We start from the raw sequence: 24,546 nt of genomic DNA, 5'->3' as shown, positions 1-24,546 counted from the left end.
TTTATCCCGCGCCGTTTTGTTTTGTGATTTTTGCCGAAAGTGTTAGACATATCGCGTTTTGAGAGGTATTATATGTAGTTGAAAAACAAGCACGAAGGGCGGGAATGCGATGGGGTTTCTTTCGGGGATTCCGAGGGTTAATCTTCAGGCGTTTGTTGCTGTCGCGCTGTTTGTGTTGTCGCTTTTTATCTCGCGTATTGTAGTGAATATCGGCAGCGGCAAATGGCCCGGCGGAGCCGCGTTTCTGTTTTATCTCCGCATGCTTCTTGGTTTTGTTTTTGCCGCGTCGATAGCTCTCGGCATATATTCTTTCATGGGAATTTGCGTTATATGACGGAGATGTCAGGCGGCTGTCAAACGTTTTGAAAGTTAGTTTCAGCTTTAAGATTTGCAAATAAAATTTGAGAGGGTGGTATTATGAAAATTGCACTGGCTTCTGATCATGCAGGTTTTGGACTCAAGGAGGAACTGAAAGTTTTTCTTCAGGAGAAAAATATTGAGACTGTTGACTGCGGAACGGCTTCAGGCGAACTGAGCGTGGATTATCCCGATTTCGGCTTTAAGGCTGCCGAGATGGTTTCAGCGCGCAAGGTTGATTCCGCGGTTATATGCTGCGGCACGGGAATAGGAATGAGTATCGCTGCCAACAAGGTCAAGGGTGTACGCGCCGCGCTGTGCCACGACCATTTTACAGCCGTAATGAGCCGCCGGCACAATAACGCCAACGCTCTTATTTTGGGAAGCCGCGTTACCGGCTCCGGTCTTGCAAAGGAAATTCTTGAGGTTTGGCTCGCCGAAGATTTCGAGGGCGCGCGCCATGCGGGACGGCTTGACAAAATCGCAGCCTACGAAGAAGACCATTTTACAAAGCTGCCGTGGGAAGAAAAGAAAGTTTCCGGCCGTACAATCGTTTTAAATCATCCTCTTGTCTGCCACAAGGTAGGCATTATGAGAAACAAAAGTACGTCTTCAAAGGATTTCAGGGATCTTGTTCAGGAAATAGCCGGACTTATGACCTACGAAATTACGCGCAACCTGCCGCTTGAAGAGGTCGAGATCGAAACCCCTCTTGCAAAGACAAAAGTTTTATCGCTTTCGGGCAAGAAGCTTGCCATAGTTCCTATTCTTCGCGCAGGGCTTGGAATGGTTGATGGAATTCTCAAGGTCATTCCGAATGCCAAGGTCGGACACGTCGGACTTTACAGGGATCCCAAGACGCTCAAGCCCGTTGAGTATTACTGCAAGCTCCCGAACGACATTTCGGAACGCGATATTTTTGTCGTTGACCCGATGCTTGCAACAGGCGGTTCTTCTGCCGATGCGGTTTCTTCAATTAAGCAGCGCGGCGGTAAAAAAATATCGCTTGTATGTCTCATAGGTGCGCCCGAGGGCGTGAAGAAATTCCACGAAGTTCATCCTGACGTTGACATTTACATTGCTGCGCTTGATTCGCATCTCAACGACCACGGCTATATAGTCCCCGGTCTCGGCGATGCCGGAGACAGGCTTTTCGGTACGAAATAAGGCGTTTTGTTTTACAGATATCTCTTTCCGTTAATAAGTTTTTTCTGGGGGCTCGCAGGCACCTCTGTTTCGATTGCCCTGGCAAAAAAATTCAGGCTTGTTGACGTTCCCGGAGGAAGAAAGAAACACAGCGGCATTATGCCGCGCGGTGCCGGCATAGTTCTTTGGAGCGGGTATCTGCTTTGGGCGCTTTTTGTCGGTAATATGGGAGTCGAAGTCCCGTTTATCGCTACTGGTGCCTCTCTGATTTTTATTGTCGGCTATATGGACGACATGCACCCGCTTCCGCCTCTGCTCAGGCTTTGTTTTCAGCTGTGCGCAGCCGTGTGCGCTTCATACGCGCTCCCGCTTCCGCTATGGCAGAGACTGCTTTTTGTATTTTGGATCACGGGCATGACGAACGCCTACAATCTTGTTGACGGAATGGACGGCTTGTGTCTTACGCTGTCGCTGATTACGGTGCTTGCCGCTTTTTCGGCGGGAGGCAGTTCCGTGTGGCTTATGCTGGCGGCGCTTATTTTCGGAGTTCTGCTTTGGAATTTTCCGTTCCCGAAGACGTTTTTAGGCGACGGAGGGAGCACTTTGCTCGGTTTTGTATGTGCTTCGCATTTCGCGTGGAACTTTTTCCCCGATTTCTTCGGCCGCAGTCTTGTCAACAGCTGCATGTGCCTGTTTCTTGCAGGCGGTGCGCCGGTTATTGACACGCTTTCGGTTATGACGCGGCGCATTATTTCAAAGAAATCACCGTTTCTTCCTGACAGGAAGCATGCCCACCACAAGCTGCAGGACGCGGGGCTTTCAAAATTCTGTACGCTCTTTGTGCTTGCCGCGATACATTTTGCAATTTTGTGCGCCGGTTTCAGTCTGCTCGGAATAAGACTGTTCCCGCGCGTATATTAAACGGAGGTCTTGAATATGGCTGACGCAGCCAAACGCAGAAAAATAGTTTGTGTTTTCGGAACGCGTCCGGAAGCGATAAAAATGGCTCCGGTCGTCATGGCTCTCAGGGAAGTTGAAAATTTTGACGTTGAAATTCTTGCAACGGGACAGCATTTGGAGATGCTTGATCAGCCTCTGCAGTATTTCAGGCTCACTGCCGATCTTAATCTGCATATTATGAAGCAGGCTCAGTCGCTTGATTACATCACGTCTTCCGTACTGACCGGCGCGGGGGAGTATTTTGACAGGGTAAAGCCCGACGCGGTGCTTGTTCACGGCGACACAACGACGACCTTTGCCGCCTCTCTGGCAGCTTTCTACAGGAAAATTAAGATAGGTCACGTTGAAGCAGGTCTTCGCAGCGGAAATATGTATCTTCCGTATCCTGAGGAGATGAACCGCGTGCTTTGCGACAGGATCGTAACCTGGGCATTCGCGCCTACGGAATCTGCGAAGGAAAATCTTGTTGTTGAAGGCTCAAAGGCAGAGATAACGGTAACAGGCAATACTGTTATAGATGCGCTGTATTACGCGGTTGACCACACGTCAAAACCTGAAATTTTTGCCAAACTGCCTGACGGTGCGCCGTTTGTGCTTGTTACCGCCCACCGCAGGGAATCGTGGGGAGAACCGCTGGAAAATATCTGTTCTGCGCTGACGGAACTGCTTGACAGACATCCCGAACTTTGGATGGTTGTTCCGATGCACAAGAACCCCGCGGTACGCGAGGTTATCAGGAAACATCTTGAAAACAGACCGCAGGTTATTCTCTGTGACCCGCTGAACTATCCTGACTTTGTCTGGACTATGAACGCCGCGAAATTCCTTATGAGCGACAGCGGCGGAGTGCAGGAGGAAGCTTCGGCAATCCGCAAACCTCTGCTTATTCTGCGCGACGTAACGGAGCGTCCGGAGGCGGTGGAACACGGCAGCGGAATTCTTGTAGGCGTTGACAGGGAAAGAATACTTTCAAACGCGCTGCGCATTATGGAAGACGGCAGTTTCGCCGAAGTAATCAGAAAAAAATGCGATGACCAGCCTTTCGGCGACGGAACTGCGTCAAAGAAAATAGCGAAATCTCTTGAAGAATATTTCGGAACGCACGAATAAGGAAAAGACAGAGCAGGGATTTAATCCCGCTTTGTGAGGTGAAGAATTTGCAGAAAATGTTAATCGAAGGCGGTACGCCGCTTAACGGAACAGTACGGGTGCAGGGAGCCAAAAATGCGGCTCTTCCCGTAATGGCGTCTGCAATTCTTCTCAAAGGACAGACGCTGGAGCTTGACAACGTTCCTGATTTGCAGGACGTCCGCACGATGGCGGAGCTTTTGCAGCGGCTCGGCGCAGAGGTGCATTTTGCAGACGGCAGAATGAAAATCAGCGTTCCTGAAGAATTGGAATGGAATACACCCGCAGATCTTGTGCGCAAAATGAGAGCGTCCTCGCTGGTTCTCGGGCCTCTTACTGCGCGCTGCGGAAAAACTGTGCTGCCTCTTCCCGGAGGCTGTGCAATCGGAAGCCGTCCGATAGATTTTCACATAAAGGCTCTGCGCTCAATGGGAGCGCGCATTAGTCTCCGCAACGGAGCCGTTTACGCCGAAACGGACGGAAGGCTTAAGGGCGCAAGAGTGGCGTTTGATTTCCCGTCCGTGGGCGCTACGGAAAATATAATGATGGCAGCCGCCCTTGCGGATGGTTCCACAACGATAGAGAATGCCGCATGCGAGCCTGAAATAGTAAATCTTGCAAACGTTCTGCGCGGCATGGGAGTTCCTGTCTTCGGCGACGGAACGTCTGCGGTACGCATAATGGGGCAGAGTTTCCTGAAATCTTCAAGCGCTTCCGTTGTTCCTGACCGCATAGAAGCGGCTACTTACCTTGTCGGCGGCGTTATCAGCGGCGGAAAGGTAAAGGTTGAAGGCATTGAACCGCAGCTGCTTGCGGCAGCTCTGCAGAAGCTTGAAGAAGCGGGCGCAAAGCTTACGCTTGAACCGTACGGCATTACTGCTGAATACGCCGGAAAACTTTCTGCCGTTTCGATAAAAACGATGCCCCATCCGGGCTTCCCGACAGACGCGCAGCCGCAGTTTATGGCTTTGTTGTCAATAGCTGAGGGAACCAGCGTAATACAGGAAATCATTTTTGAATCAAGGCTCAGGCACGTGCCTGAATTCAACAAAGCCGGTACGAAAATAGCCGTTCAGGAAAATACTGCCGTTATTGAGGGAGTTTCCGCTCTTAAAGGTACAGAAATGTTTGCAACCGACCTTCGCGCGGGGGCAGCTATGATTCTTCTCGGTATTGCCGCAAAGGGAAAGACAAAGGTTGGCAATCTTGACCACGTATGGCGCGGCTACGAAGACATCGTCGGAAAACTGAACTCGCTCGGCGCGAAAATTAAACTGATTGAAGAATAGTGAATGTCTGAAAACGAAATAATTTTTGACAGTATAGAAACCTTTGTTTTCAGCGGGGCGGCAGGAACGGGAAAAAGCAGGCGCGCGCAGTACGTCGCGTCGCTGCTCGGCGCTGATTACATCATAGACGACGGGCTTGTAATACACAAAGGCAGCATCGTCTGCGGAAAAAGCGCAAAATCGGAGCTAAACCGCGTAAGCGCGATACGCAGGGCAATTTTTGATTTTGAGAACCACAAAAACGAGGTCGTCGAATTTTTCAGGGAAGCTTCGCCGTGCAAGGTTCTTGTAATAGCTACTTCTGATTCCATGGCAGGCAAAATTCTCAAAAAACTCGGTATGAAAGCGCCGTCGCGCACGATACACATAGAAGACGTTTCCACAAAGGAAGAGATGGAAACCGCGCGAAGAGAGCGCTACGGGAAAAAACAGCACGTAATTCCCGTGTCTCAGGCGCTTGTGAGGAAAAATTTCTCCGGAAAACTTGTCGGGCAGCTGCGCGTTTTCTGGGGCGGCACGGAAGAAAAAGAAGCGGAAAAAACAATAGTACACCCGCCGTTCAGTTTTTGCGGGGAAATGCACGTTGAACCTGGGGCAATAAAACAGCTCGCGGAATTTCTCGCCCTGAAAACGGAGCAGACAGCGGCTGTGAAGGAACTTTCGATCAGCTCGTATGACGACGGAGTTGAAATAGACATGGAAATAACGGCGCTTGCCGGCAGCAAAACGCTGCTTGAGGTTGCTGAGTCCGTAAAGAAATGTGTAATGTCCGGTGTGGGATATTTTACCGGCATTGATATAAAAAAAATAAACGTAACCGTAGCGGAGGTCTTGCTGTGAGCGAAAAACTTTTTGGACTTACGGATGAAGAAAGAGAGCAGGCGGCAGAAATTCTCTGGGAAGAGACGAAGAAATGCACGCTTGCCTGCAGGGCCTGTCCTCTCTCCGAAACAAGAAACAAAGTCGTTTTCGGCGACGGGGACAGAAAGAGCAGCCTGTTGTTTATAGGCGAAGGTCCCGGAGCTGACGAAGACAGTCAGGGGCTTCCGTTTGTAGGACGCGCGGGACAGCTGCTTACGCAGATTTTGTCCGCAGCGGGCATAGAAAGAAAAGACGTGTTTATCACGAACATTGTAAAATGCCGTCCGCCTGAAAACAGGGTTCCGACGCCCGAAGAGATGCTGTGCTGCGACAGGCATCTGCAGACGCAGATTTTGATTATGAAGCCTGCTCTTATAGTTCTTCTCGGCAACACCCCGCTGCGCTGGATACTCAAAACGACGGAGGGCATTACAAAGCTGCGCGGAAGATGGTTTGAATGGCACGGCGCCGCTGTTATGCCGATGTTCCACCCGAGTTATCTGCTCCGCAACAACACGTCCAAAGAGGGCGGGCCGAAGCACCTCACCTGGCTGGACATACAGGAAGTCAAACGTCAGTGGGAGCGTTACAAACAGACCGGCAGGCTTGACGAAACAATCTTCGGATAAAGGGGCTGAAAAAATGGAAAATACAATCCGGCATATCGGGTTGATTATGGACGGAAACCGCCGCTGGGCAAAAAAGCGCGGACTGCCCGTAGTTATGGGCGGGCACGCCGGCGTAAAGGCACTTGAAAATACGCTGCGCGCGGCAAAAGACTTCGGTGTTCAGTACGTTTCCGTCTACGCCTTTTCAACCGAAAACTGGAACAGAAGCGCCGAAGAAGTTTCTCAGCTTATGGGGCTGTTCAAGCTCTACGCAAAGCTTAAACTGCGCGAGCTTATAAAAGAAGGTGTGAGAGTTCGTTTCGCAGGAGCTTCTGACAGGGTTCCGGCAGAAGTGGCGGAGGTTTTGCGAGATATAGAAGAAAAAACGAAAGACAACGACGTAATTCAGCTGATTGTCTGTTTTAATTACGGCGGGCGCAGGGAAATAACCGACGCGCTGAACAGACTGCTGAAAGAGGGCGTTACGGAAATAACGGAAGCTGACCTTTGCAAACGGATGTATCTTCCGGACGTTCCCGACCCCGATCTTCTCGTCCGCACGAGCGGAGAACTTAGAATGAGCAATTTCTGGCTCTGGGAGGGCGCATACAGCGAATATTATTTTACTGACACCCTTTGGCCTGATTTTGGCAAAGAAGAGCTGAAAAAGGCAATAGACAGTTATTTTGAAAGAAGCAGACGTTATGGAAAATAAAAAATCAGATTTACCTCTGCGCGTTTTCGGCAGTATATTTGTGGTCACCGCCGTTTTGGGCGGCATTTGGCTCGGAAATCCACTCTGGGCAGTGATATGTTCAGCAGCTGCTCTTGTCTCTTTGTGGGAATTTTACAAACTTACGGCAAAAGATCACAAATATTCCCCGATACTGATGTTTCTGCTTGCAGGAGCGGTTCTTTACGCGGTTGTTTTCAAACGCGAAAGTGGTCTGTTGCTTGTTTTTGCATCCATTTTTGTAATTTTGGTGCTGTTCGACGAGGTCTGGGACAGGCAGAGAACCGGAAACAGCATGGCTCTGCGCAGCACGGGCAACTTTATCGGAGGAGGTGCTTACGTTGTTCTCCCGTGGTGCTATCTTGCGCTTCTGCGCGACACTGAAAACGGCAAAGCTTTGGTGGCGGTGCTTTTCTTCTGCACCTGGGCATGCGACGTTTTTGCCTATTTTACCGGAAGGCGTTTTGGAAAGCACAAACTCTGCGACAAGGTCAGCCCGAAAAAAACATGGGAAGGAAGCTTCGGAGGCGCCGCTGCCTGTATGCTTTGCGCGTTTGTCGGAGCTCTGCTCTTTAAGCTTCCGCTTCTGCACATGACTGCGCTCGGGCTGTTTTGCGGAGTGCTCGGTCAGGCTGGAGACCTTGCTGAATCTGTTCTCAAAAGAGAAGCCGGAGTCAAGGATTCGGGAAACCTTATTCCCGGACACGGCGGAATGCTTGACCGTTTTGACAGTATGCTCGTGAACGCTGTCATCGCTTATATAATTTTCGGACTTTTTGCGAGATAACGGAACGCAATGCAAACCAAATTAAAGGGGATGCCGAAGCGTTCCCGAATTTATTTGAGTTGAATTACTATATCTGTTCTCTGAGGTCAACAGCAACGACCCATATCATATTTTCAACGGTGCGCAGTTTGGTCATAAGCATTTCGTCTATTTCTCCGTCAACCTGAACTGCTGCAAAGGCATATCCGTCGTGCGATGCTTTTCTGCCGAGGGCGAAGCTTGCTATGTTAATGCCGTTTTCACCGAGTATGCTTCCGACTTTTCCGATAACGCCCGGTTTGTCGTTGTTTCTGAAGAGAATAAGCTGTTCTTCAGGTACAAAGTCAATCCAGTCGTCGTTGACGCGCACTATTCTCTGACGGCCTTCTTCGGTTATCGTACCTGCAATGCGAAGTGTCGTTTTTTCAGTTTCGAGCATGACTTCAACGAGGTTGTTGTAGGTTTTGTGTTCGCCGAACTGTTCGCTGATGTCTATTCCTCTGTCTTTTGCGGATATCGGGGCGAGCATGTAGGATGTTTCTTCTCCCTGACTGACTTCAAGCAGTCCCTTGAGCATTGCTATCGTGTAGGGGCGGTACTGGTTCGGTCCGAGCGGCGTGTCATCGCCGAATACGCTGCCCCTGTATGTGATGTCGAGCCCGCGCACTCCGCTTTTATAGGCTTCCGCGAGTTTCGCGGCGAGTTTTCCGATTTTTTCGGACAGTTCAAGATATTTTTTCTGGTCGTCGCTGAGGTTCTGTATCATAAACGGCAGGTTGACCGCGTAGAGATACGGCTTGCCTCTGAGTACGGCGAGCATATTTTCAGCGGCTATTTTTGATACTTCAAGCTGAGCTTCAAAGGTGTTTGCCCCTATGTGAGGCGTTACGACAACCTTGTCAGCTATATTTTCCGCAAGGAACGGGTGGTCAGGCGTGAGCGGTTCTTTCGCGTAGACGTCAGTTGCAAATCCGGCTATGTGTCCTTCCCTGACCGCGTCCGTGACCGCTTTTTCATCAACAATTCCGCCGCGTGCGCAGTTTATGAGGTATGCGCCCTGCTTGAGTTTCGCAAGCATTTCACGGCTGAACATGTTTTTCGTTTCAGCGTTGAGCGGCGTGTGTATGGTGACGACGTCGGCAAGCGAAACCGCCTCCGAAAGGTCTTTGAGCAGAGTTACTTTAAGCGATTCCGCTTTTATGTTTGAGATGTACGGGTCGTAGGCATAGACGTCCATTCCGAATGCGCGGCAGCGTTTTGCAATCTGTGAGCCTATTCTGCCGAGTCCGATTATCAGAAGTTTTTTGCCGTTAAGCTGCATTCCGGTAAAGAGACTGCGTTTCCATTCGCCTTTGTGGATTGAGTTGTGTGCCTGCGGAACTTTGCGTATCATTCCGAGCATGTTCGCCATTGTCAGTTCCGTGGCGGCAAGGGTGTTGCCGGTGGGGGCGTTGACGACTATAATTCCGCGCCGCGTGGCTTCAGGTATGTTAATGTTGTCAACGCCTACGCCTGCCCTGCCGATGACTTTAAGCTTCGGGGCGGCCTCAATTTCTTTCGTGCCCATTGAAGTTCCGCTGCGTGTGAGTATTCCGTCTATGTCCGCGAGTTTTTCAAGAAGCTGCCCGTGTGTCAGTGTCATGTTGATTTCAAGGTCAACGTCCGGTGCTTCTTTGAGAAGGTCAAGCCCGGACTGTCCTACTTTTTCCGTTACGAGTATTTTGAATTTCTTTTCAGTCATGCCGTTCACTCCGGATTTTGTCGTGTCCTGTTAAAATTCGGGGCGCAGCGCAGATGCCGCGCGTGCAAATTAAATCAGTCAGTAAATTATAATCGTATTTCGCCATTTGTAAAATCAATGTATAATTATTGCAGATTTTGAAAGGATATGGGCCATGAAAAGACTTGAGGTGCTGATTTACGCGGCGGCGCTGTTTTTCCTTTTTGCGCTGTGCCGGTATATTCCGCAGACTTACCCGCAGCTTTACAGGGCGGAGCTTAAGCCTGTTTCCGTGAACGTGCGCAAAGGATGCAGCACGCAGTCGCTTGTTCACACACTGAAGCAGAAGGACGTTATCCTTTTTGAAAAGCCTATGCGCGTGTGGCTTGCGCTCAGCGGCAGCGATAAGACAATTCGGCCGGGCATGTGCAGGATAGTGCCTGGAAGCGTCTTCACTGTATCAAAACAGCTTAAAAACGCAAGACCCGAATTCTGCGCCGTTTCGATTATTCCGGGCAAAACTCTTGCAGAAATCGCCGAAAGCAATGGTTTGAGCCTTGAAAGGCTTAAGAGCGAGCTTGCGGATGCGGACAATTTTCCGGAGGAACTCAGGCCGCTTCTGCCGAAGGACGTATCGGCAAGGTCAGTGTTTCTTCTGCCTGAGAGTTATTTCCTTGTTCCGAACGAAAAAATTGAGCAGCAGCTTACAGCTTTTGCTTCAAAGCTTTGGTTTGAAAAAGTCGGCAAAACGATTCCGGCTGAAAAGTTTAATGCGAAATGTCTGTTTGAAACGGGAATTATGGCTTCAATCGTAGAGGGTGAAGCACGCGTGAAGGAAGACAGAAAACCGCTTGCGGAGATTTTCCTGAAGCGGCTTAAGGTTCCGATGAGACTGCAGTCCTGTGCAACGGTTATTTACTGCTGGAAGGAATTTAAGGGAGTTAAAAAATCACGGCTTACGTATGCTGATTTAAATATAGACTGTCCGTACAATACGTACAGAAAGGACGGGCTTCCGCCGGGGCCGATCAACGTGCCTTCCGCGGACTGCTGGCTCGCGGTGTGCGGCGCAGGAGATACTGAGTATCTTTATTTTGTCGCTGACGGAAACGGCAGGCATCTTTTCAGCAAGAGCTACGACGAGCATTTGAAGAAGCAGAGAGGCATCAAAAGATGACAATTCCCGTCGCGAAGGTTCATCTGACGATGGACTCAAGGGATATTTATTACGCAAGCTGGAATCTTGACGCCTGCGACGGTCTCGGTTTTATGCAGACGGACGACGCGGCTCACGGTAAGGCTGCAATTATTACCCCTGCCAATCTGCTTGACGAGGTTAGATCGTTTGTCGGAGGTCTGCAGGCTGAGGGAATGAATATTACGATTGATTCGGTTGAGGAACTGTAATGACTGACCATTTTAACGATATTACTGACGAGATAACGGGAAAAGGCGCACAGTACTGCGATTTGTATCTGCAGTCTTCAGTTGCCCATTCCGTGCGCTACGAGGATAAAAAAATTGCGGAGCTGTCTTCTGTGGTCACCGAAGGAACGGGCGCAAGGATTGTGACCGACGGCAAAAGTTTTTTCGCGCACCGTACCGGAGTTTCGTCTTTGTCAGCCGCGGAGGCGCTTAATGCCGCGCTGGAGCCGTCGGAAATATGCGGTACAACGTATGACGGCGGAAATGAAAAGCTGCTTGAAAAGAACGTACCGGCGGATAAATATCCCGTTGATTTTCTTCACGATATTGACGCCGAGCTTCGCAGGCGTTCGCCCGCAATACAGCAGATAAGTTTCCGCTTTTCGCAGTCGGACAAGGATATTCTTATAATCGGTCCTGACGGTCTGCGGAAAAGCTGCAGCAGAAAATATACCTCTTTTGCCGCGCAGATAGTCGCTGAAAAGGACGGGCAGCTGCAGACCGCCTCCGAGCGGCGCTGCATGACGCTTGAACCTTCCGCTTTCTGGGAAGGGGCAGCCGCGAAAGATATAGCGGACGCGGCTTTTGACCGCGCCATGCTTATGCTTGAAGCGAAGCCGTGCCCTGCCGGAAAAATGAACGTTTTTCTTGCCGGGGAAGCAGGGGGAACGATTATTCACGAGGCGTGCGGACACGGGCTTGAGGCGGATATAGTTGAAAAGGATTCATCAGTTTTCAAGGGACGGCTCGGACAGAGAGTTGCGTCGGAGCTTGTGACGATGGTTGACGATCCGACAATCTGTGGTTTGTACGGCAGCTACGAATTTGATGACGAGGGAACAAAGGCTTCCTCGACGCTGCTGATTGAGAACGGTATTTTGAAGGGGTATCTTACTGACAGACTTTCCGCTTCGCTTTACGGCTATCCTGCCACTGGAAACGGAAGACGCCAGTCGTACAGGAAACTCCCTATTCCGAGAATGAGCAATACGTTCCTTCTGCCCGGTGCGCACAAAAGCGTTGAAGAGATGTGCGATATTGCACGGAACGGACTTTACGTCAAAAAAATGGGCGGCGGGGAAGTTAACCCGACAACGGGAGATTTTGTGTTTTATGTCGCAGAAGCGTATATAATAAGAGGTGGTAAAATAAAAGAGCCGGTAAAGGGCGCAACACTTACGGGCAACGGTCCTGAGGTGCTGAAAAATATCTGCGCACTCGGCGATAATCTTGTCATGGATCCGGGTATCTGCGGAAAATCGGGGCAGAGTGTGCCCGTAACTGACGGTCAGCCGTCGATGGTTGTCAAAGGAATAACCGTAGGAGGAAGAGAAGTTTAATGCTGAAAAACACAAACGGCAGACAGAAAGATTACAGTTTGCAGAAAAAGGCGGCGGAAAAAATCCTGACAGCGCTGTTTCTTGTGTTGTCGCTTTTCGTGCTGGTTTCATTCTGTACGGACAAAACGGGGACTTTTGGAACGAAAACAGCTGATTTCCTGACCGGTTACGCAGGAGGCGCGCTCGTAATTCCGCTCTGTTTTGCCGTGTACGTCTGCATCTGCCGTATTTTTTCAAAAGAAGTTCCAAATTTTGTCAGACAAACGGCGGCAACGCTTCTGCTTTATTTGGCTGCCTCAGCTGTTTTGGGCATAAAGGAACTTACGGACGGAGAAAGCACGGTACACTGCCTCAGAGCAGGGAAAGCCGGCCGCTTTATCGCAGAAAAAGCGTTCGGTACGCTCGGAGCTTTCGGGACTCTTCTTGCAGGTGCCGTATGCATGTATATAGTGTTTCTGCTCTACGGACTGCCGATTAACGGCTGCATTAAAAACTGTGCTGTGTTTGTATGGACGAAACTTTCCAGCCGCAACAAAAAAGAAGAGAAAAATGCTGATGAGAATGACGGCACAAAAGCCGCAATAGAGGAGCCGTTTGACGAAGAACTTGTGCTAAAGGACGAAATTAAGCCGAAACGCACACGCAGGAAAAAAGAAAATACCGCAGAGGTGCAGGATCCGAATTTCGATTTGGGAGCTTTACAGGCAGCTGAAGAAGGAATTTTCCCGCCTCCGCCCGAAATTTTCGGTCCTGAGGAAACGCATGACAACGAACTGAAGCCTGAGCGCTGCATGCCGCTCGGTGAAAAGATGATAAAGGCGCTTGACGAATTCGGTGTTCAGGCAGAGTTAGCAGATATACTTGTCGGTCCGACGGTTATTCAGTTCAGGATAACGCTCGGTTCGGGCATACGCACTTCAAAGGTTGCAACTCTTTCAAACGATATAGCTCTTGCCCTTGCCGTTCCTTCGATACGCATAGAAACGCCGGTGCCAGGGACGTCGTATGTCGGCATTGAAATTCCGAACCCGCACCGCAGGGGCATTCCAATGCGTACCATGATAGAGGACGATTCTTACAGAAGAACAAAATGTGCCCTGCCTATGCCTTTCGGCGTAACCGTCAGCGGAGAAACAACGGTAATAGGGCTTGAAACGCTGCCTCATCTGCTTGTAGCCGGTACTACCGGCTCCGGCAAGTCTGTCTTTATAAATTCCTGCATAGTCGGTCTCTGTTCTCACTGCACTCCTGACGAGCTGAGGCTTATTCTTGTTGACCCGAAACGCGTTGAGTTTGCGGTGTACGACAATCTTCCGCATCTGCTCACGCCGCCTGTCGCAAGCCCCAAAAAGGCTGTTCATACGCTTGCGTGGGCTGTCAACGAAATGGAACGCCGTTTCAGCGACTTTGAGAGCGCAAGGGTGCGCAATCTTGAAGCCTTTAACGCGCGTCCAAATCTGCTGCCGAAGGATAGAAAACCTCATATAGTAATTATCGTTGACGAACTTGCCGACCTTATGATGACAGCTTCGAAAGAGGTTGAAGATTACATTGTACGGCTTGCGCAGAAGGCAAGGGCTGCCGGCATACACCTCATTCTTGCCACGCAGCGTCCGTCCGTGAACGTAATAACCGGACTTATCAAGGCGAATATTCCTGCACGAGTGGCGTTCTCCGTTGCAACCGGAATTGACTCCCGCACGATAATCGACGGAGTAGGAGCCGAAAAACTGCTCGGCAAGGGAGATATGCTATTCCTTTCCACGAAGAACCCGAAGCCCGTGCGTATACAGTCCCCGTGGATTGCAGACGATATTCTTGAGAACTGGCTGCAGTACATGAATAATCTGTTCGGCGACCCAGTGTTCTTTGAAGACATAGAAAAACAAAGTGATTCTGGATTTGGAAATGACGAAGAATTGGATGATAAAGTGGATGATAAATTAGAAAAAGCAGTCGAATGTGTGCTTACAACAGGAATAGCTTCCGCCAGTAATTTACAGAGAAGATTAGGTGTTGGGTTTTCGCGCGCGTCAAGACTTATTGATATGATGCAGACACTTGGAATAGTTGGGAAACAAGAAGGTTCTAAGGCAAGAGATATTCTTGTGGACGAGACAGAAGCTCAGGAGCGTCTTGATGAAATACTCGGAAAATAACGGTAAAAGAAAAGAGCCGTTATTTAACGGCTCTCTGAACTATACCGGATCTGAGACATTTTGTGCAGATGTGGAGTTTGCGGGTCTCTCCGCCTCCGACGTTGACGCGTACGGTCTGAATGTTAATAAGCCAGCGGCGTCTTGTGTGGCGGTTTGAATGGCTGACTGCGTTGCCCGTTACAGGGCCGCGTCCGCAGCAATCACAGTATTTCGACATCGTGTGGTCCCTCCTTGGAACTTCAGCATTAACTTAGGCATTGTAGCATACAAATAAAATTTTGCAATAGCAAAGGAGCAAAAAAAATGAATTTTACCAAAAATCTTGAAAAAATTGAGGAGCTTCTCGGCAAAATTGAGAAACATGAAACGACAGTTGAGGAAGCTCTCGGAGATTTTGAGAAAGCAGTCGGTGTCATTAAAGAGTGCAAGGAATTTCTGGAAAATGCCAAACAGAAGGTAACTGAACTGAGCGATTCAGTAAGGGACGGGGAGGAATAACTGCTTATGGATTTTCAGCAGGTTATGGCTGAATTTAAAGCCTATGCCGATTATGTTGACCAATATATAGAAAAAACTGCCGAAACGCGCGCCAGCCGTGTTCCTGAAAAGCTTTTCGAGTCTATGGAGTATTCTCTCACGGCCGGAGGCAAAAGACTGCGCCCCGTGCTCTGCCTGGCGGCTGCAGAGGCCTGCGGCTGCACAAAGGAACAGGCAATGCCGATGGCTCTCGGCTATGAAATGACCCATACAGCTTCGCTTATTCATGATGATCTGCCTTGCATGGACGATGACGATATGCGCCGCGGAAAACCGTCAAATCACGCAAAATTCGGCGAAACTCTTGCCATTCTTGCCGGCGACGCGCTTATGGTCGAGTCGATAGCCTATCCTTTGGTGTACACTTCCGGAGTGAGCTCAGACAGGCTGCTCAACGCTGTCCGCATATTTACCGAAGCTTTTGGACCGTCCGGCGTCTGCGGCGGGCAGGTGCTTGACATGGATTCGGCGCTTGCCGAAAAGGAGCCGGATTACGTTCGCAAGGTTGCAGCGCTTAAAACCGGAGAACTTATAAAAGCGGCTCTTATGAGCGGCGCAGCTCTCGGTACCGATGACGGGAAAACGCTTCTGATTTTTGAGGAATACGGTAAGCATCTCGGAGCGGCGTTTCAGATTATAGACGATATTCTGGACGTTACCACTACCGCCGAACAGCTTGGCAAAACGCCGGGCAAGGACGCGGAGCAGGGAAAAATAAATTACGTTACAGCCTACGGGCTGGAGAAAGCAAAGGAATTCGCAAAGGAGGAGTCAGAAGCGGCAAAAGCTGTTATTTCTGAACTGCTCGGTGAGGAAAGTTTTCTTGCACAGCTGCCGATGGCACTTCTTGAAAGAACTAAATAAATTATGGAACAGCTTGATACTGTATGCAGTTATAAAGAAGTAAAAAAGCTTGACGGAAATGGGCTTAAGGAACTGTGCCGCAGGCTTAGGACTCTTATACTTGACGTAACGCTGAAAAATGGCGGACATCTTGCCTCTTCGCTCGGTGCGGTGGAAATTAACGCTGCTCTGCTTAAGGCGTTTGACCCTGATAAGGACAAAATACTGTTTGACGTCGGGCACCAGAGTTACGCCTACAAAATTCTTACGCAGGGCGTGGAACGCTTTGCCACGCTGCGCCAAAAGGGCGGTATGGCAGGCTTTCCCAGACTGGACGAAAGCCGATACGACGCGTTCACAACAGGACACAGCAGCACGTCGGTTTCAGCCGCAATGGGCTATGCAAAAGCACGCGATCTCAGAGGAGAAAATCATCACGTCGTTGCCGTTATAGGCGACGGCTCTCTGCTGAACGGAGTTTCTTTTGAAGCGCTCAATAACATGGAGCCGAATAACTCCAAGGTTATTATCGTTTTGAATGACAACAGAATGTCAATAGACAGACGCGTCGGAGGAGCCGCCAACCATCTGGCGCAGCTTGCGGTGAACAGTACCTACAAAAAATTCAAGGCGTTTGTCAAGAAGAAAAGCGAAAACAGCGGTTTCAGACCCGCACTTGAAAACTGGAAAAACAAACTTAAAGCGATTGTTCTTCCTGCAAATATATTCGAGCAGTTCGGCATAAGCTACTGGGGACCTTTTGACGGACATAACGCCGAAGAACTTGCGAAGGTGTTTGAACTTGCCAAACAGTATGACAAATCGCTCGTTATCCACGTTATAACGAAAAAAGGCAAGGGCTTTAAAGAAACGGAAGAAAATCCGTCTTATTTCCACGGGGTAGGCGCAAATTCCTCCCTGCAGATACCGCAAGGCAGCGGGAAGCTTGCATGGGGCAAAGCGGCGGCGGACTGCCTGACGGGACTGGCTGAAAAAGACGACAAAATTTTTGCCTTGACGGCGGCTATGAAGGACGGGACAAAGCTTGGAGAGTTCGCCGAAAAATATCCGGAACGCTTCATAGATACAGGCATAGCCGAAGAACACACCCTTGTTTACGCGGCGGGACTTGCCGCCGGCGGAATGAAGCCTGCCGTGTGCATTTATTCAACCTTCCTGCAGCGTGCCGCCGATCAGGTTATGCACGATATTTGCCTTCCGAAACTGCCAGTGCTGCTCTGCATTGACAGAAGCGGGCTTGTCGGAAACGACGGTGAAACTCACCACGGACTTTTTGACATTGCGTGGCTCAAAGCGCTGCCGAATATGACGATAGCCGCACCGAGGGACGAAAAAGAACTGAAATTTATGATAGACGGTTGGGCGGAGAGAAAAATTCCTATGGCGGTACGCTATCCGCGCGGAAACGTTCCGGCTTTTGATTTTGAAAAGACATCTGCTGAATGGGGAAAATTGCAGCTGATCAGAGAAGGAAAGGATATATTGCTGATTGCAGCCGGTGCCACTCTGCCTCTTATGCTTGAAACAGCTGAAAAACTGAAGGCAGACGGCAGATATGCGACGATAGTTGATCTGCGTTTTATAAAGCCGCTTGACAGGGAAGGTCTGCTTGAACAGCTTAAAAAACACAGTTTGGCTGTTACGGCTGAGGACGCTTCGCTTAAAGGCGGAATCGGTGAAGAAATCGCGGCGCTTGTTTCGCAGAACTTGTTAAACTGCAAAATAATCAGCGTCGGTGTTCCCGACCGTTTTATATCGCATGCTTCGCCCGCGGAACAGTGGGAAGAATGCGGTATGACCTCCGGCAGTATTATACGGCTGATAAATGAAAGCTAAACTTGTAAGGCTTGACAAATATCTTGCCGATAACGGCTTTGCGGAGTCGCGCACTGCCGCGCAGGAGTATATTGAGCAGGGCAGGGTTACGGTCAACGGTTCGGTTGTTGTGAAGCCTGCCTCTCAGGTTATGCCCGGCGCAAGCGTTAAGCTTGACCGTCCCGAAAAAGAATGGGTGAGCCGCGGCGCGTACAAACTGCTGAAAGCAGTTGAATATTTCGGTCTTAAACCTGCCGGACTGCGCTGTATCGACATAGGCGCTTCCACGGGCGGTTTTACGGACGTGCTGCTTTCAAAAGGCGCTGCCTCCGTCTGTGCGGTTGACGTCGGCTACGGACAGCTTGCGTGGAAATTGAGAAACGATGACAGAGTTCTGGTTATGGAGCGTACGAACGCGCGTTTTCTTACGGCAGAGACTTTTGAGAACGAACTTTTTGATCTGCTGGTCTGCGACGTTTCTTTTATATCGCTCAAGTTGCTGCTTAACGTCTTTGAACAGCTGATTAAGCCTGAGGGTACCATAGTTACGCTTGTCAAGCCGCAGTTTGAAGTCGGACGCGAGCATATAGGCCGCGGCGTTGTTACCGATCCTGCATTGCACGAAGCGGTTCTGAAAGACGTGTCAGCGTTTGCTGAAAATGACACAGGACTGAAAATTCTTGATATGACCTATTCTCCTATACGCGGTCCGGAGGGCAATATAGAATTTCTTCTGTTGCTTGCCAAAAAGGAAAGTACAGCGGAGCAGAAGCCGTTTAATGAGGCGGAACTTGTCGCCGAGGCGCACGAACACGCCGAAAAACATATTTAACAGGAAAAGCCGATGCAGCAATGAGTAAAAAAATTGTTTTGATATTCAATACTAACAAGTCGGAAGCAGTTGAAACCGCTGAAAAACTGCTGACATCTTCCGCGTTAGGCGAAACAGAATTTCTGTTACCTGAAAGTGAAGCTCTGCTTCTCGGTGCCAAAGGAACGGATAATTTTGACGGAGCTCTTTTTGCTCTTGTCCTCGGCGGAGACGGTACTTTTCTCCGTGCTGCAAGAATGTTTTTCGGCAGGAAAATTCCGCTGTACGGAATTAATCTCGGCAGGCTCGGCTTTTTGTCAACAGGACTGCCGGAAAATATTGAAGCTGACATAAAGAAAATTCTTGACGGTAAATACAGGCTGCTTGAACGTGAGGTTATAAAGGGCAGCGTCGTAAGACAGGGCAAAACGGCAGCGACAATGTACGCGCTTAACGACCTCGTCATATCAAAAACAAGCCTTTCGCGCGTCGTGGAGCTTCAGGTAAGCGTAAACGGGGAACTGCTGTCAAATTATCTGTCCGACGGTGTTATTTTTGCCACCCCGACAGGTTCAACAGCCTATGCGTTGTCAGCCGGCGGTCCGGTTGTGCCGCCGAACGTTTCCTGTCTGATTATGGCGCCGATTTGCGCCCATACCCTGTTTGCAAGACCGGTTGTGCTGAACGGTAAAGACAAAATAGCAGTGGAACTTATGAGCCGTACCGCAAAATTATGCCTCACGCAGGACGGGCAGCTCGGCTACGAACTGTTTGCGGGAGACAGACTGGAAGCAGAGCTTGCGGCAGAATTTAAAGTGTGTACAATAGAGCCGGACGGCACAAGTTATTATGATCTGCTCAGACGCAAACTGAGCTGGGGCTTCAACGGAACTGACGAGAGGATGATTCCGAATGATTAGCAGTCTTCAGGTTCACGGAGTAGGCGGTATCAAAGATGCCGGACTTGATTTTACCGGAAATTTTATTGTTATTACCGGAGAAAGCGGATCGGGAAAAAGCAGTCTTGTCCGTGCGCTTGAATTTATCTCCGGAAAAAGAGCTCAGGTCAACTATATTCACGCATCTGAAGAATATTCTGAAGTAAAGATGAATTACGAGCCGAAAAACGTTTCGGCTTATGAAGGAATAGTTCCCCTTGATCCGGCTTCAAACTTGCTGAGCGTACTGCGCCGGTTTAAAAAAGACGGACGCGGAACCCTTTCGCTTTCAGGAACGAATTTGACAGTGAATAAACTTTCCGAACTGATGGAGCAGGAAATAGTCATACAAAGCCAGTATGCGCAGCTCTCGCTGCTTGAACCCGTCAGACAGCTTGAACTTGTCGATTCCTGCGGAGGTGTTGAGCTTGCACGGGTGAAAGAAGAACTTGCAGGAATATTCGAACAGGCTTTGAAGACGGAAACAACGCTTGTAGAACTGAAAAACAGCAGAAAAGAGCGTGCGGGGCGTTTTGCCGATGCGGAAAAAGATATAGCGCTGATAAATTCGCTGAAGCTTACGGCGGACAGCGAAAAAAATCTTGAAGCCGAGCTGAAAGAGCTTGACGAGCAGAGCGCAAAACTCAAAACTCTTTACGCTCTTTACGGAAAAATCGTCGGCGGTGAAAACGGCGCCTGTATCTTAGACAACGCAACCGAAATATGCAGGGGACTGCAGGAACTTGAAACTGCCGACAGCCCCAAGAGGGAAGCGGCAGAACAGCTGCTTTCGGCAGCACAGAAACTGTCTGCGCTGTTTGAACAGGATATGAAACTGGTGCTTGACAAAGGAAGCGTTGAAGAAGCGCGCGATGAAACGGAAGAAAAGCTCGGACAGCTGCGCAGGCTGAAACGCAGGCTGAAAGCCGAAAGCTGCGAGGATATCCTGAATTATGCCCTTGAGGCACAGCAGACGGTGGTATGGCTTCAGACAAGCCTTTCCGAACTGCAGAAGCTTGAAACGGAATCAGCCGAGCTTCGCAAAAAGCTTGTTGCAATGGTGCAGACGCTCCGCAAAATGAGAAAAACAGCCGCAGAAAAGCTGCAGAACAACGTCAATGACTGTCTGAACGAGCTTGCTATGGGGTATGCGCGTTTTGAAATAGAAATTGCCGAACTTGACAAGGTTAAAGCAAACGGCGCTGAAAGCGCCAGATTTATGCTCAGACTGCCCGATCAGGAGCCGATGCCTGTAAGCAAAACGGCTTCAGGCGGCGAGCTGTCGCGCATACTTATTGCCTTGCAGCTTGCGGCAGGCGACGACAAACTTCCGGGCACTCTCGTCTTTGACGAAGTTGAAGCCGGACTCGGCGGCAAAAGCGCGCTGCTTGCAGGTTACAAGCTGAAAGAGCTTTCAAAGCGCTGCAGAACGATACTTATAACGCACCAGGCAACGATTGCCTCTATGGCGGATCAGCATTTTCTTGTAAAACGCGACGGGGACGACACGCTGATACTTCCTGTTTACGGTGCGGAACGCGAAAAAGAAATTGCCAGAATGCTCTCCGGCGACGAAAATTCAACGGAAGCGCTTACTCATGCACGAGCTTTGCTTCAGAGTGAGATTGATTAAAAATTATGGCTTGCAAAATATAAATATAATGCTATAATCTACCAGTTGCAGAACACGCATGGTGCGGGTTAATGAAACGCCGAGAGGCTGCCCGTACACAGCGGAGGGAGGAAAATACAGTATGTATGCAGTAATCGAAACATGCGGCAAGCAGTACAAGGTTTCTGAAGGCGACAAAATCCGCTTTGAGAAACTGAACGCTGAAGAGGGAGCAGAAGTCGTATTTGACAAAGTTCTTCTTCTCGGAAAAGACGACGGCGTTACGGTCGGCGCACCTTATGTTGAAGGCGCGAAAGTAACGGGCAAGGTAGTTGAAAACGGCAGAGACAAAAAGGTCATCGTTTTCAAATACCGCAGAAAGAAAAATTACCGCAAATTCCGCGGACACCGCCAGTATTTCACGACAGTTGAAATCAGCGCAATCGCATAAGTTTGGGGGAATAGATTATGGCGCATAAAAAAGGTCAGAGCAGCAGTACTAACGGACGCGACAGTCAGCCTAAGTATTTGGGCGTAAAAAGCGGCGACGGTCAGCTTATCAACGCAGGCACAATCATTGTCCGCCAGCGCGGCACGAAAATCCGTCCTGACAAAAACGTTGGCTGCGGACGCGATTACACGCTGTACGCACTTGCAACCGGCAAGGTTCATTTCCTTACAAAAGCCGGACGCAAATACGTTACGGTAGAAGAGGCCTAATCAGGTAAAATATTCGGAATTTAAGGGGCCTGCACAGGGCTCCTTATTTTTTCGGAGGAATTTTTTATGAAATTTGTTGATTACATTACCATTTCAGTTACGGCCGGACGCGGCGGAAACGGATGCATGAGTTTCCTTCACGAGCCGTTCAAACCTAACGGCGGACCTGACGGAGGAAACGGCGGACGCGGCGGAAGCGTTGTCTTTGAAGCTGTAAATAATCTCCAGACACTTGCCGACCTTGAATACAAACGTCACATAAAGGGCGCAAACGGTTCGCACGGCAGCGGAAACGCAAGAAACGGCGCAAACGGCGATGACGTGGTTATAAAGGTTCCGTGCGGCACTGTTTTTTATGACGCGGAAACAGGTGAGGGGCTTGCCGATCTTGTAGAAGCCGGAGACCGTTTTGTCGCAGCCCGCGGCGGACGCGGGGGAAGGGGCAACCGCTATTTTGCAAGCTCGCGCAGACGTGCGCCGCGCTTTTGCGAAAAAGGCGATATGGGCGAAGAGGTTACACTGCGGCTTGAACTTAAACTGATTGCGGATATTGCTCTTGTAGGTCTTCCGAATGCCGGAAAATCGTCAATACTTGCCGCGATATCGAACGCCCAGCCGAAGATAGCCAATTATCCGTTCACGACCCTTTCGCCAAATCTCGGCGTTGTAAATACGGGAATTGAACGCGTGGTGCTTGCCGACGTTCCGGGACTTATTGAGGGAGCGCATGAAAACAAGGGGCTCGGTCTTGAATTTCTGAGACATATTGACAGAAGCCGTCTGCTTATTCACGTGCTTGACGTGGCTTCAGGCGATTTTAACGCTGTCGTTAACGATTTTCAGACAATACGCGCCGAGCTTGAGGCTTACGATAAAGAGCTTAGTCAGAGACCGTATTTTGTCGCGGCAAACAAGTGCGACATGCTTGGCGCGGACAAAGATGAAATTCTTGAGAAGCTTAAAAAGTATTTCGGCAGACTTGACATAAAAGTTTGCCCGCTTTCGGCAGCAACAGGCGATAACATACCTGAGCTTACAAGGTATATCGTTGCTTTTGCCAACAAACATCCGCGTCCTCACAGCGAGGTACGGCTTTATGCCATCGCGGAAAAACTGCCTGAACAGCTTCCGATGCGCAGAGCAAACAAAGTGCAGATTATTGCAATGCACGGCGGAGGCTACAGGGTGCTTCACAGAGGGCTCGAAAAGGCTGCGGAACGCTTTGATTTTACCCAGGAAGAAAATGTCGCGCGCTTCACCAAGCTTCTGCGCAAATACCGTGTTGAGCAGCTGCTTGAAACAGCCGGTGCTGTTAAAGGTGATATAATAGTAATAGGATATTCGGAATTTGCTTTCTATCCGGACTACTATCCGTCTGCAAGGGACGACGAGGACGATTGATGAAAGCCGCCGGAAACGCGCTTAAAATCGGCATAATGGGCGGAACGTTCAACCCTGTTCATTACGGTCATTTGCGGGCTGCTGAAGAAGCAAGGGAAAGATTGTTGCTGGAAAAAGTGATATTTATTCCTGCAGGCAATCCTCCGCACAAAAGCGAAAACCTTGCTTCCGCGGAAGACAGATACAATATGACGCGGCTGGCTGTAGAGGATTGCCCGTACTTTTCGGTTTCGCGCATTGAAACTGACAGACAGGGTAAAAGTTATACGTTTGAAACGCTTGAAACGCTTAAAAAAAATCCGGAATACGCCAAAGCCGAATTATATTTTATTACCGGTTTTGACGCGGTTCTTGATATAATAAACTGGAGGCTGCCGGAAGCGATAGCCTCGCTGTGCAGGATTGTTGCCGTCAGCCGGACTGGATACACGCAGGACAAAATCTCGTTACTTCCCGAGAATATCAGAAAAACTGTTATTCTGCTTGAAATGCCGCTCCTGGAGATATCGGGCACGGAACTGCGCAGGCGTGTAACTGACGGAAAAAGCATCAAATATCTTGTTCCGCCGTCCGTAGAAAAATATATTGCTGAAAAGGGTCTTTATGTTTAGAAAAGAAAAAAAAGGCAGATTAAATATTGACGGGGAAAGAATTTCCTACGTGCGCAAGCGCGGGCTGTTCGCACACAAGGGTTTTACGGCGCTGTTTATTGTTGCGGCACTGGTTGTTTTCTGCGCCGGAGCGGCACTGCATTTTCGTTCAATAATCAATGCTACCTCCGAAGACATTACCGAAAACATCGCGGGAAAATTGTTGGAAGAATCTCCGGAATACAAAGCGCTCAGGGAACAGGGACATTTCAATATGCTCGTGTTAGGTGAGGATGACGTTGAGGGTTCCAAACGCTCGGACACGATTCTTTTCGTAACGGTTGAACTGGATGACAAATGTGTTAAGGTACTTGCGCTGCCGCGCGACACGAGGGTTGAAATTCCCGGTCACGGAACTCACAAGCTCAACAGTTCTTTTGCATACGGCGGAGTAGAGCTTCTGAAAACCACAGTTGAAAATTATCTTAAAGAGCCGATACTTTATTACGTTGTTGTGAATTACGACAATTTCCCAAAACTGGTGGACGCGTTCGGCGGAGTTGATATAGACGTTAAAAAAAGAATGCGCTACGTTGACAGGGCAGGACATTTGGATATAAATTTCCAGCCCGGCATGCAGCATATGGACGGCAAAAATGCGCTGCTTTACGTCAGATTCAGAAAAGACGCGCAGGGGGATATCGGCCGCGTTCAGAGACAGCAGCAGTTTATAAAAGCACTGCTGAAAAAGGCTTATTCACCGGCG

General features: G+C 49.6%; 26 protein-coding genes. 24 read left to right on the top strand and 2 right to left on the bottom strand.

The window, feature by feature from the left end; all coding sequences use genetic code 11:
* The first annotated feature begins 109 nt into the window (after nt 1-109).
* The 9 genes from KBS54_06535 to KBS54_06495 all read left to right on the top strand — a co-directional run bounded on the left by KBS54_06535 (nt 110) and on the right by KBS54_06495 (nt 7,869).
* Nucleotides 110-334, top strand: a complete 225-nt coding sequence (locus KBS54_06535) for a flagellar biosynthesis protein FliR (protein MBQ0055781.1) — start codon at nt 110-112, stop codon at nt 332-334.
* 83 nt (nt 335-417) lie between these two features.
* A complete protein-coding gene (upp, locus tag KBS54_06530) occupies nt 418-1,524 on the top strand; it encodes a uracil phosphoribosyltransferase (protein ID MBQ0055780.1) in 1,107 nt (368 codons plus the stop codon).
* Nucleotides 1,525-1,530: 6 nt separating this feature from the next.
* Entirely contained in the window at nt 1,531-2,424 is an 894-nt protein-coding gene (locus KBS54_06525) for an undecaprenyl/decaprenyl-phosphate alpha-N-acetylglucosaminyl 1-phosphate transferase (protein ID MBQ0055779.1), read from the top strand.
* Nucleotides 2,425-2,439: 15 nt separating this feature from the next.
* Nucleotides 2,440-3,573 (top strand): UDP-N-acetylglucosamine 2-epimerase (non-hydrolyzing), encoded by a 1,134-nt coding sequence (gene wecB / locus KBS54_06520; GenBank protein ID MBQ0055778.1) that lies wholly within the window; start codon nt 2,440-2,442, stop codon nt 3,571-3,573.
* Nucleotides 3,574-3,629: 56 nt separating this feature from the next.
* Nucleotides 3,630-4,880, top strand: a complete 1,251-nt coding sequence (gene murA, locus KBS54_06515) for a UDP-N-acetylglucosamine 1-carboxyvinyltransferase (GenBank protein MBQ0055777.1) — start codon at nt 3,630-3,632, stop codon at nt 4,878-4,880.
* 3 nt (nt 4,881-4,883) lie between these two features.
* Nucleotides 4,884-5,720: a hypothetical protein gene (locus KBS54_06510; GenBank protein MBQ0055776.1), complete on the top strand. Its 837-nt coding sequence runs from the start codon at nt 4,884-4,886 to the stop codon at nt 5,718-5,720.
* Nucleotides 5,717-6,370: a uracil-DNA glycosylase gene (locus tag KBS54_06505; GenBank protein MBQ0055775.1), complete on the top strand. Its 654-nt coding sequence runs from the start codon at nt 5,717-5,719 to the stop codon at nt 6,368-6,370. The genes KBS54_06510 and KBS54_06505 overlap by 4 nt, the downstream gene beginning before the upstream one ends.
* A 13-nt stretch (nt 6,371-6,383) precedes the next feature.
* Complete coding sequence (gene uppS, locus KBS54_06500) at nt 6,384-7,064, top strand: di-trans,poly-cis-decaprenylcistransferase (protein ID MBQ0055774.1); 681 nt, start codon at nt 6,384-6,386, stop codon at nt 7,062-7,064.
* Nucleotides 7,054-7,869: a phosphatidate cytidylyltransferase gene (locus KBS54_06495; protein ID MBQ0055773.1), complete on the top strand. Its 816-nt coding sequence runs from the start codon at nt 7,054-7,056 to the stop codon at nt 7,867-7,869. The genes uppS and KBS54_06495 overlap by 11 nt, the downstream gene beginning before the upstream one ends.
* Before the next feature lie 67 nt (nt 7,870-7,936).
* Here the strand turns inward: KBS54_06495 and KBS54_06490 are convergent, their stop codons facing one another.
* The gene (locus KBS54_06490; GenBank protein MBQ0055772.1) at nt 7,937-9,589 is read right to left on the bottom strand and encodes a phosphoglycerate dehydrogenase; all 1,653 of its coding nucleotides are present in this window, start codon (nt 9,587-9,589) and stop codon (nt 7,937-7,939) included.
* Nucleotides 9,590-9,743: 154 nt separating this feature from the next.
* Here KBS54_06490 and mltG point away from each other — a divergent pair, with 154 nt between their 5' ends.
* Genes mltG through KBS54_06470 form a run of 4 tightly spaced genes read left to right on the top strand, consistent with a single transcriptional unit; the run spans nt 9,744 to nt 14,492 of the window.
* Entirely contained in the window at nt 9,744-10,745 is a 1,002-nt protein-coding gene (mltG, locus tag KBS54_06485; protein ID MBQ0055771.1) for an endolytic transglycosylase MltG, read from the top strand.
* Complete coding sequence (locus tag KBS54_06480) at nt 10,742-10,975, top strand: DUF4911 domain-containing protein (protein ID MBQ0055770.1); 234 nt, start codon at nt 10,742-10,744, stop codon at nt 10,973-10,975. Before mltG ends, KBS54_06480 begins: the two co-directional genes overlap by 4 nt.
* Nucleotides 10,975-12,333 (top strand): TldD/PmbA family protein, encoded by a 1,359-nt coding sequence (locus tag KBS54_06475; protein ID MBQ0055769.1) that lies wholly within the window; start codon nt 10,975-10,977, stop codon nt 12,331-12,333. The genes KBS54_06480 and KBS54_06475 overlap by 1 nt, the downstream gene beginning before the upstream one ends.
* Nucleotides 12,333-14,492 (top strand): DNA translocase FtsK, encoded by a 2,160-nt coding sequence (locus KBS54_06470; GenBank protein MBQ0055768.1) that lies wholly within the window; start codon nt 12,333-12,335, stop codon nt 14,490-14,492. Before KBS54_06475 ends, KBS54_06470 begins: the two co-directional genes overlap by 1 nt.
* A gap of 19 nt (nt 14,493-14,511) precedes the next feature.
* Here KBS54_06470 and KBS54_06465 read toward each other — a convergent pair whose 3' ends face one another.
* Nucleotides 14,512-14,709 (bottom strand): 50S ribosomal protein L28, encoded by a 198-nt coding sequence (locus KBS54_06465; GenBank protein MBQ0055767.1) that lies wholly within the window; start codon nt 14,707-14,709, stop codon nt 14,512-14,514.
* An 86-nt stretch (nt 14,710-14,795) separates the two neighbouring features.
* Between KBS54_06465 and xseB the strand changes: the two genes are divergently transcribed.
* The 11 genes from xseB to KBS54_06410 form a co-directional block, all read left to right on the top strand.
* A complete protein-coding gene (gene xseB, locus KBS54_06460) occupies nt 14,796-14,990 on the top strand; it encodes an exodeoxyribonuclease VII small subunit (GenBank protein ID MBQ0055766.1) in 195 nt (64 codons plus the stop codon).
* Between the two features lie 6 nt (nt 14,991-14,996).
* Nucleotides 14,997-15,893 (top strand): polyprenyl synthetase family protein, encoded by an 897-nt coding sequence (locus KBS54_06455; protein MBQ0055765.1) that lies wholly within the window; start codon nt 14,997-14,999, stop codon nt 15,891-15,893.
* Nucleotides 15,894-15,896: 3 nt separating this feature from the next.
* Nucleotides 15,897-17,729 (top strand): 1-deoxy-D-xylulose-5-phosphate synthase, encoded by a 1,833-nt coding sequence (locus KBS54_06450; protein MBQ0055764.1) that lies wholly within the window; start codon nt 15,897-15,899, stop codon nt 17,727-17,729.
* Nucleotides 17,719-18,540: a TlyA family RNA methyltransferase gene (locus KBS54_06445; protein MBQ0055763.1), complete on the top strand. Its 822-nt coding sequence runs from the start codon at nt 17,719-17,721 to the stop codon at nt 18,538-18,540. Before KBS54_06450 ends, KBS54_06445 begins: the two co-directional genes overlap by 11 nt.
* A 20-nt stretch (nt 18,541-18,560) precedes the next feature.
* Nucleotides 18,561-19,439: an NAD(+)/NADH kinase gene (locus tag KBS54_06440; GenBank protein MBQ0055762.1), complete on the top strand. Its 879-nt coding sequence runs from the start codon at nt 18,561-18,563 to the stop codon at nt 19,437-19,439.
* Nucleotides 19,432-21,090, top strand: coding sequence for an AAA family ATPase (locus KBS54_06435; GenBank protein MBQ0055761.1), 1,659 nt, complete (start codon nt 19,432-19,434; stop codon nt 21,088-21,090). The genes KBS54_06440 and KBS54_06435 overlap by 8 nt, the downstream gene beginning before the upstream one ends.
* 121 nt (nt 21,091-21,211) lie before the next feature.
* Nucleotides 21,212-21,520 carry a 50S ribosomal protein L21 gene (gene rplU / locus KBS54_06430; GenBank protein ID MBQ0055760.1) on the top strand — a complete coding sequence of 103 codons (309 nt, stop codon included), beginning with the start codon at nt 21,212-21,214 and terminating at the stop codon, nt 21,518-21,520.
* Between the two features lie 17 nt (nt 21,521-21,537).
* Complete coding sequence (rpmA, locus tag KBS54_06425) at nt 21,538-21,789, top strand: 50S ribosomal protein L27 (GenBank protein ID MBQ0055759.1); 252 nt, start codon at nt 21,538-21,540, stop codon at nt 21,787-21,789.
* 66 nt (nt 21,790-21,855) lie between these two features.
* Nucleotides 21,856-23,190 (top strand): GTPase ObgE, encoded by a 1,335-nt coding sequence (gene obgE / locus KBS54_06420; GenBank protein ID MBQ0055758.1) that lies wholly within the window; start codon nt 21,856-21,858, stop codon nt 23,188-23,190.
* On the top strand, nt 23,190-23,801 hold the full coding sequence (gene nadD / locus KBS54_06415; protein ID MBQ0055757.1) for a nicotinate-nucleotide adenylyltransferase: 612 nt from the start codon (nt 23,190-23,192) through the stop codon (nt 23,799-23,801). Before obgE ends, nadD begins: the two co-directional genes overlap by 1 nt.
* Before the next feature lie 253 nt (nt 23,802-24,054).
* The coding region (locus KBS54_06410; GenBank protein MBQ0055756.1) for an LCP family protein at nt 24,055-24,546 on the top strand (492 nt) is incomplete at its 3' end.

The sequence above is a fragment of the Candidatus Equadaptatus faecalis genome (assembly GCA_018065065.1).
Lineage (GTDB): Bacteria > Synergistota > Synergistia > Synergistales > Synergistaceae > Equadaptatus > Equadaptatus faecalis.
The sequence above is the reverse complement of the archived record's forward strand: the minus strand, read 5'-3'. Positions and strand labels throughout refer to the sequence as shown.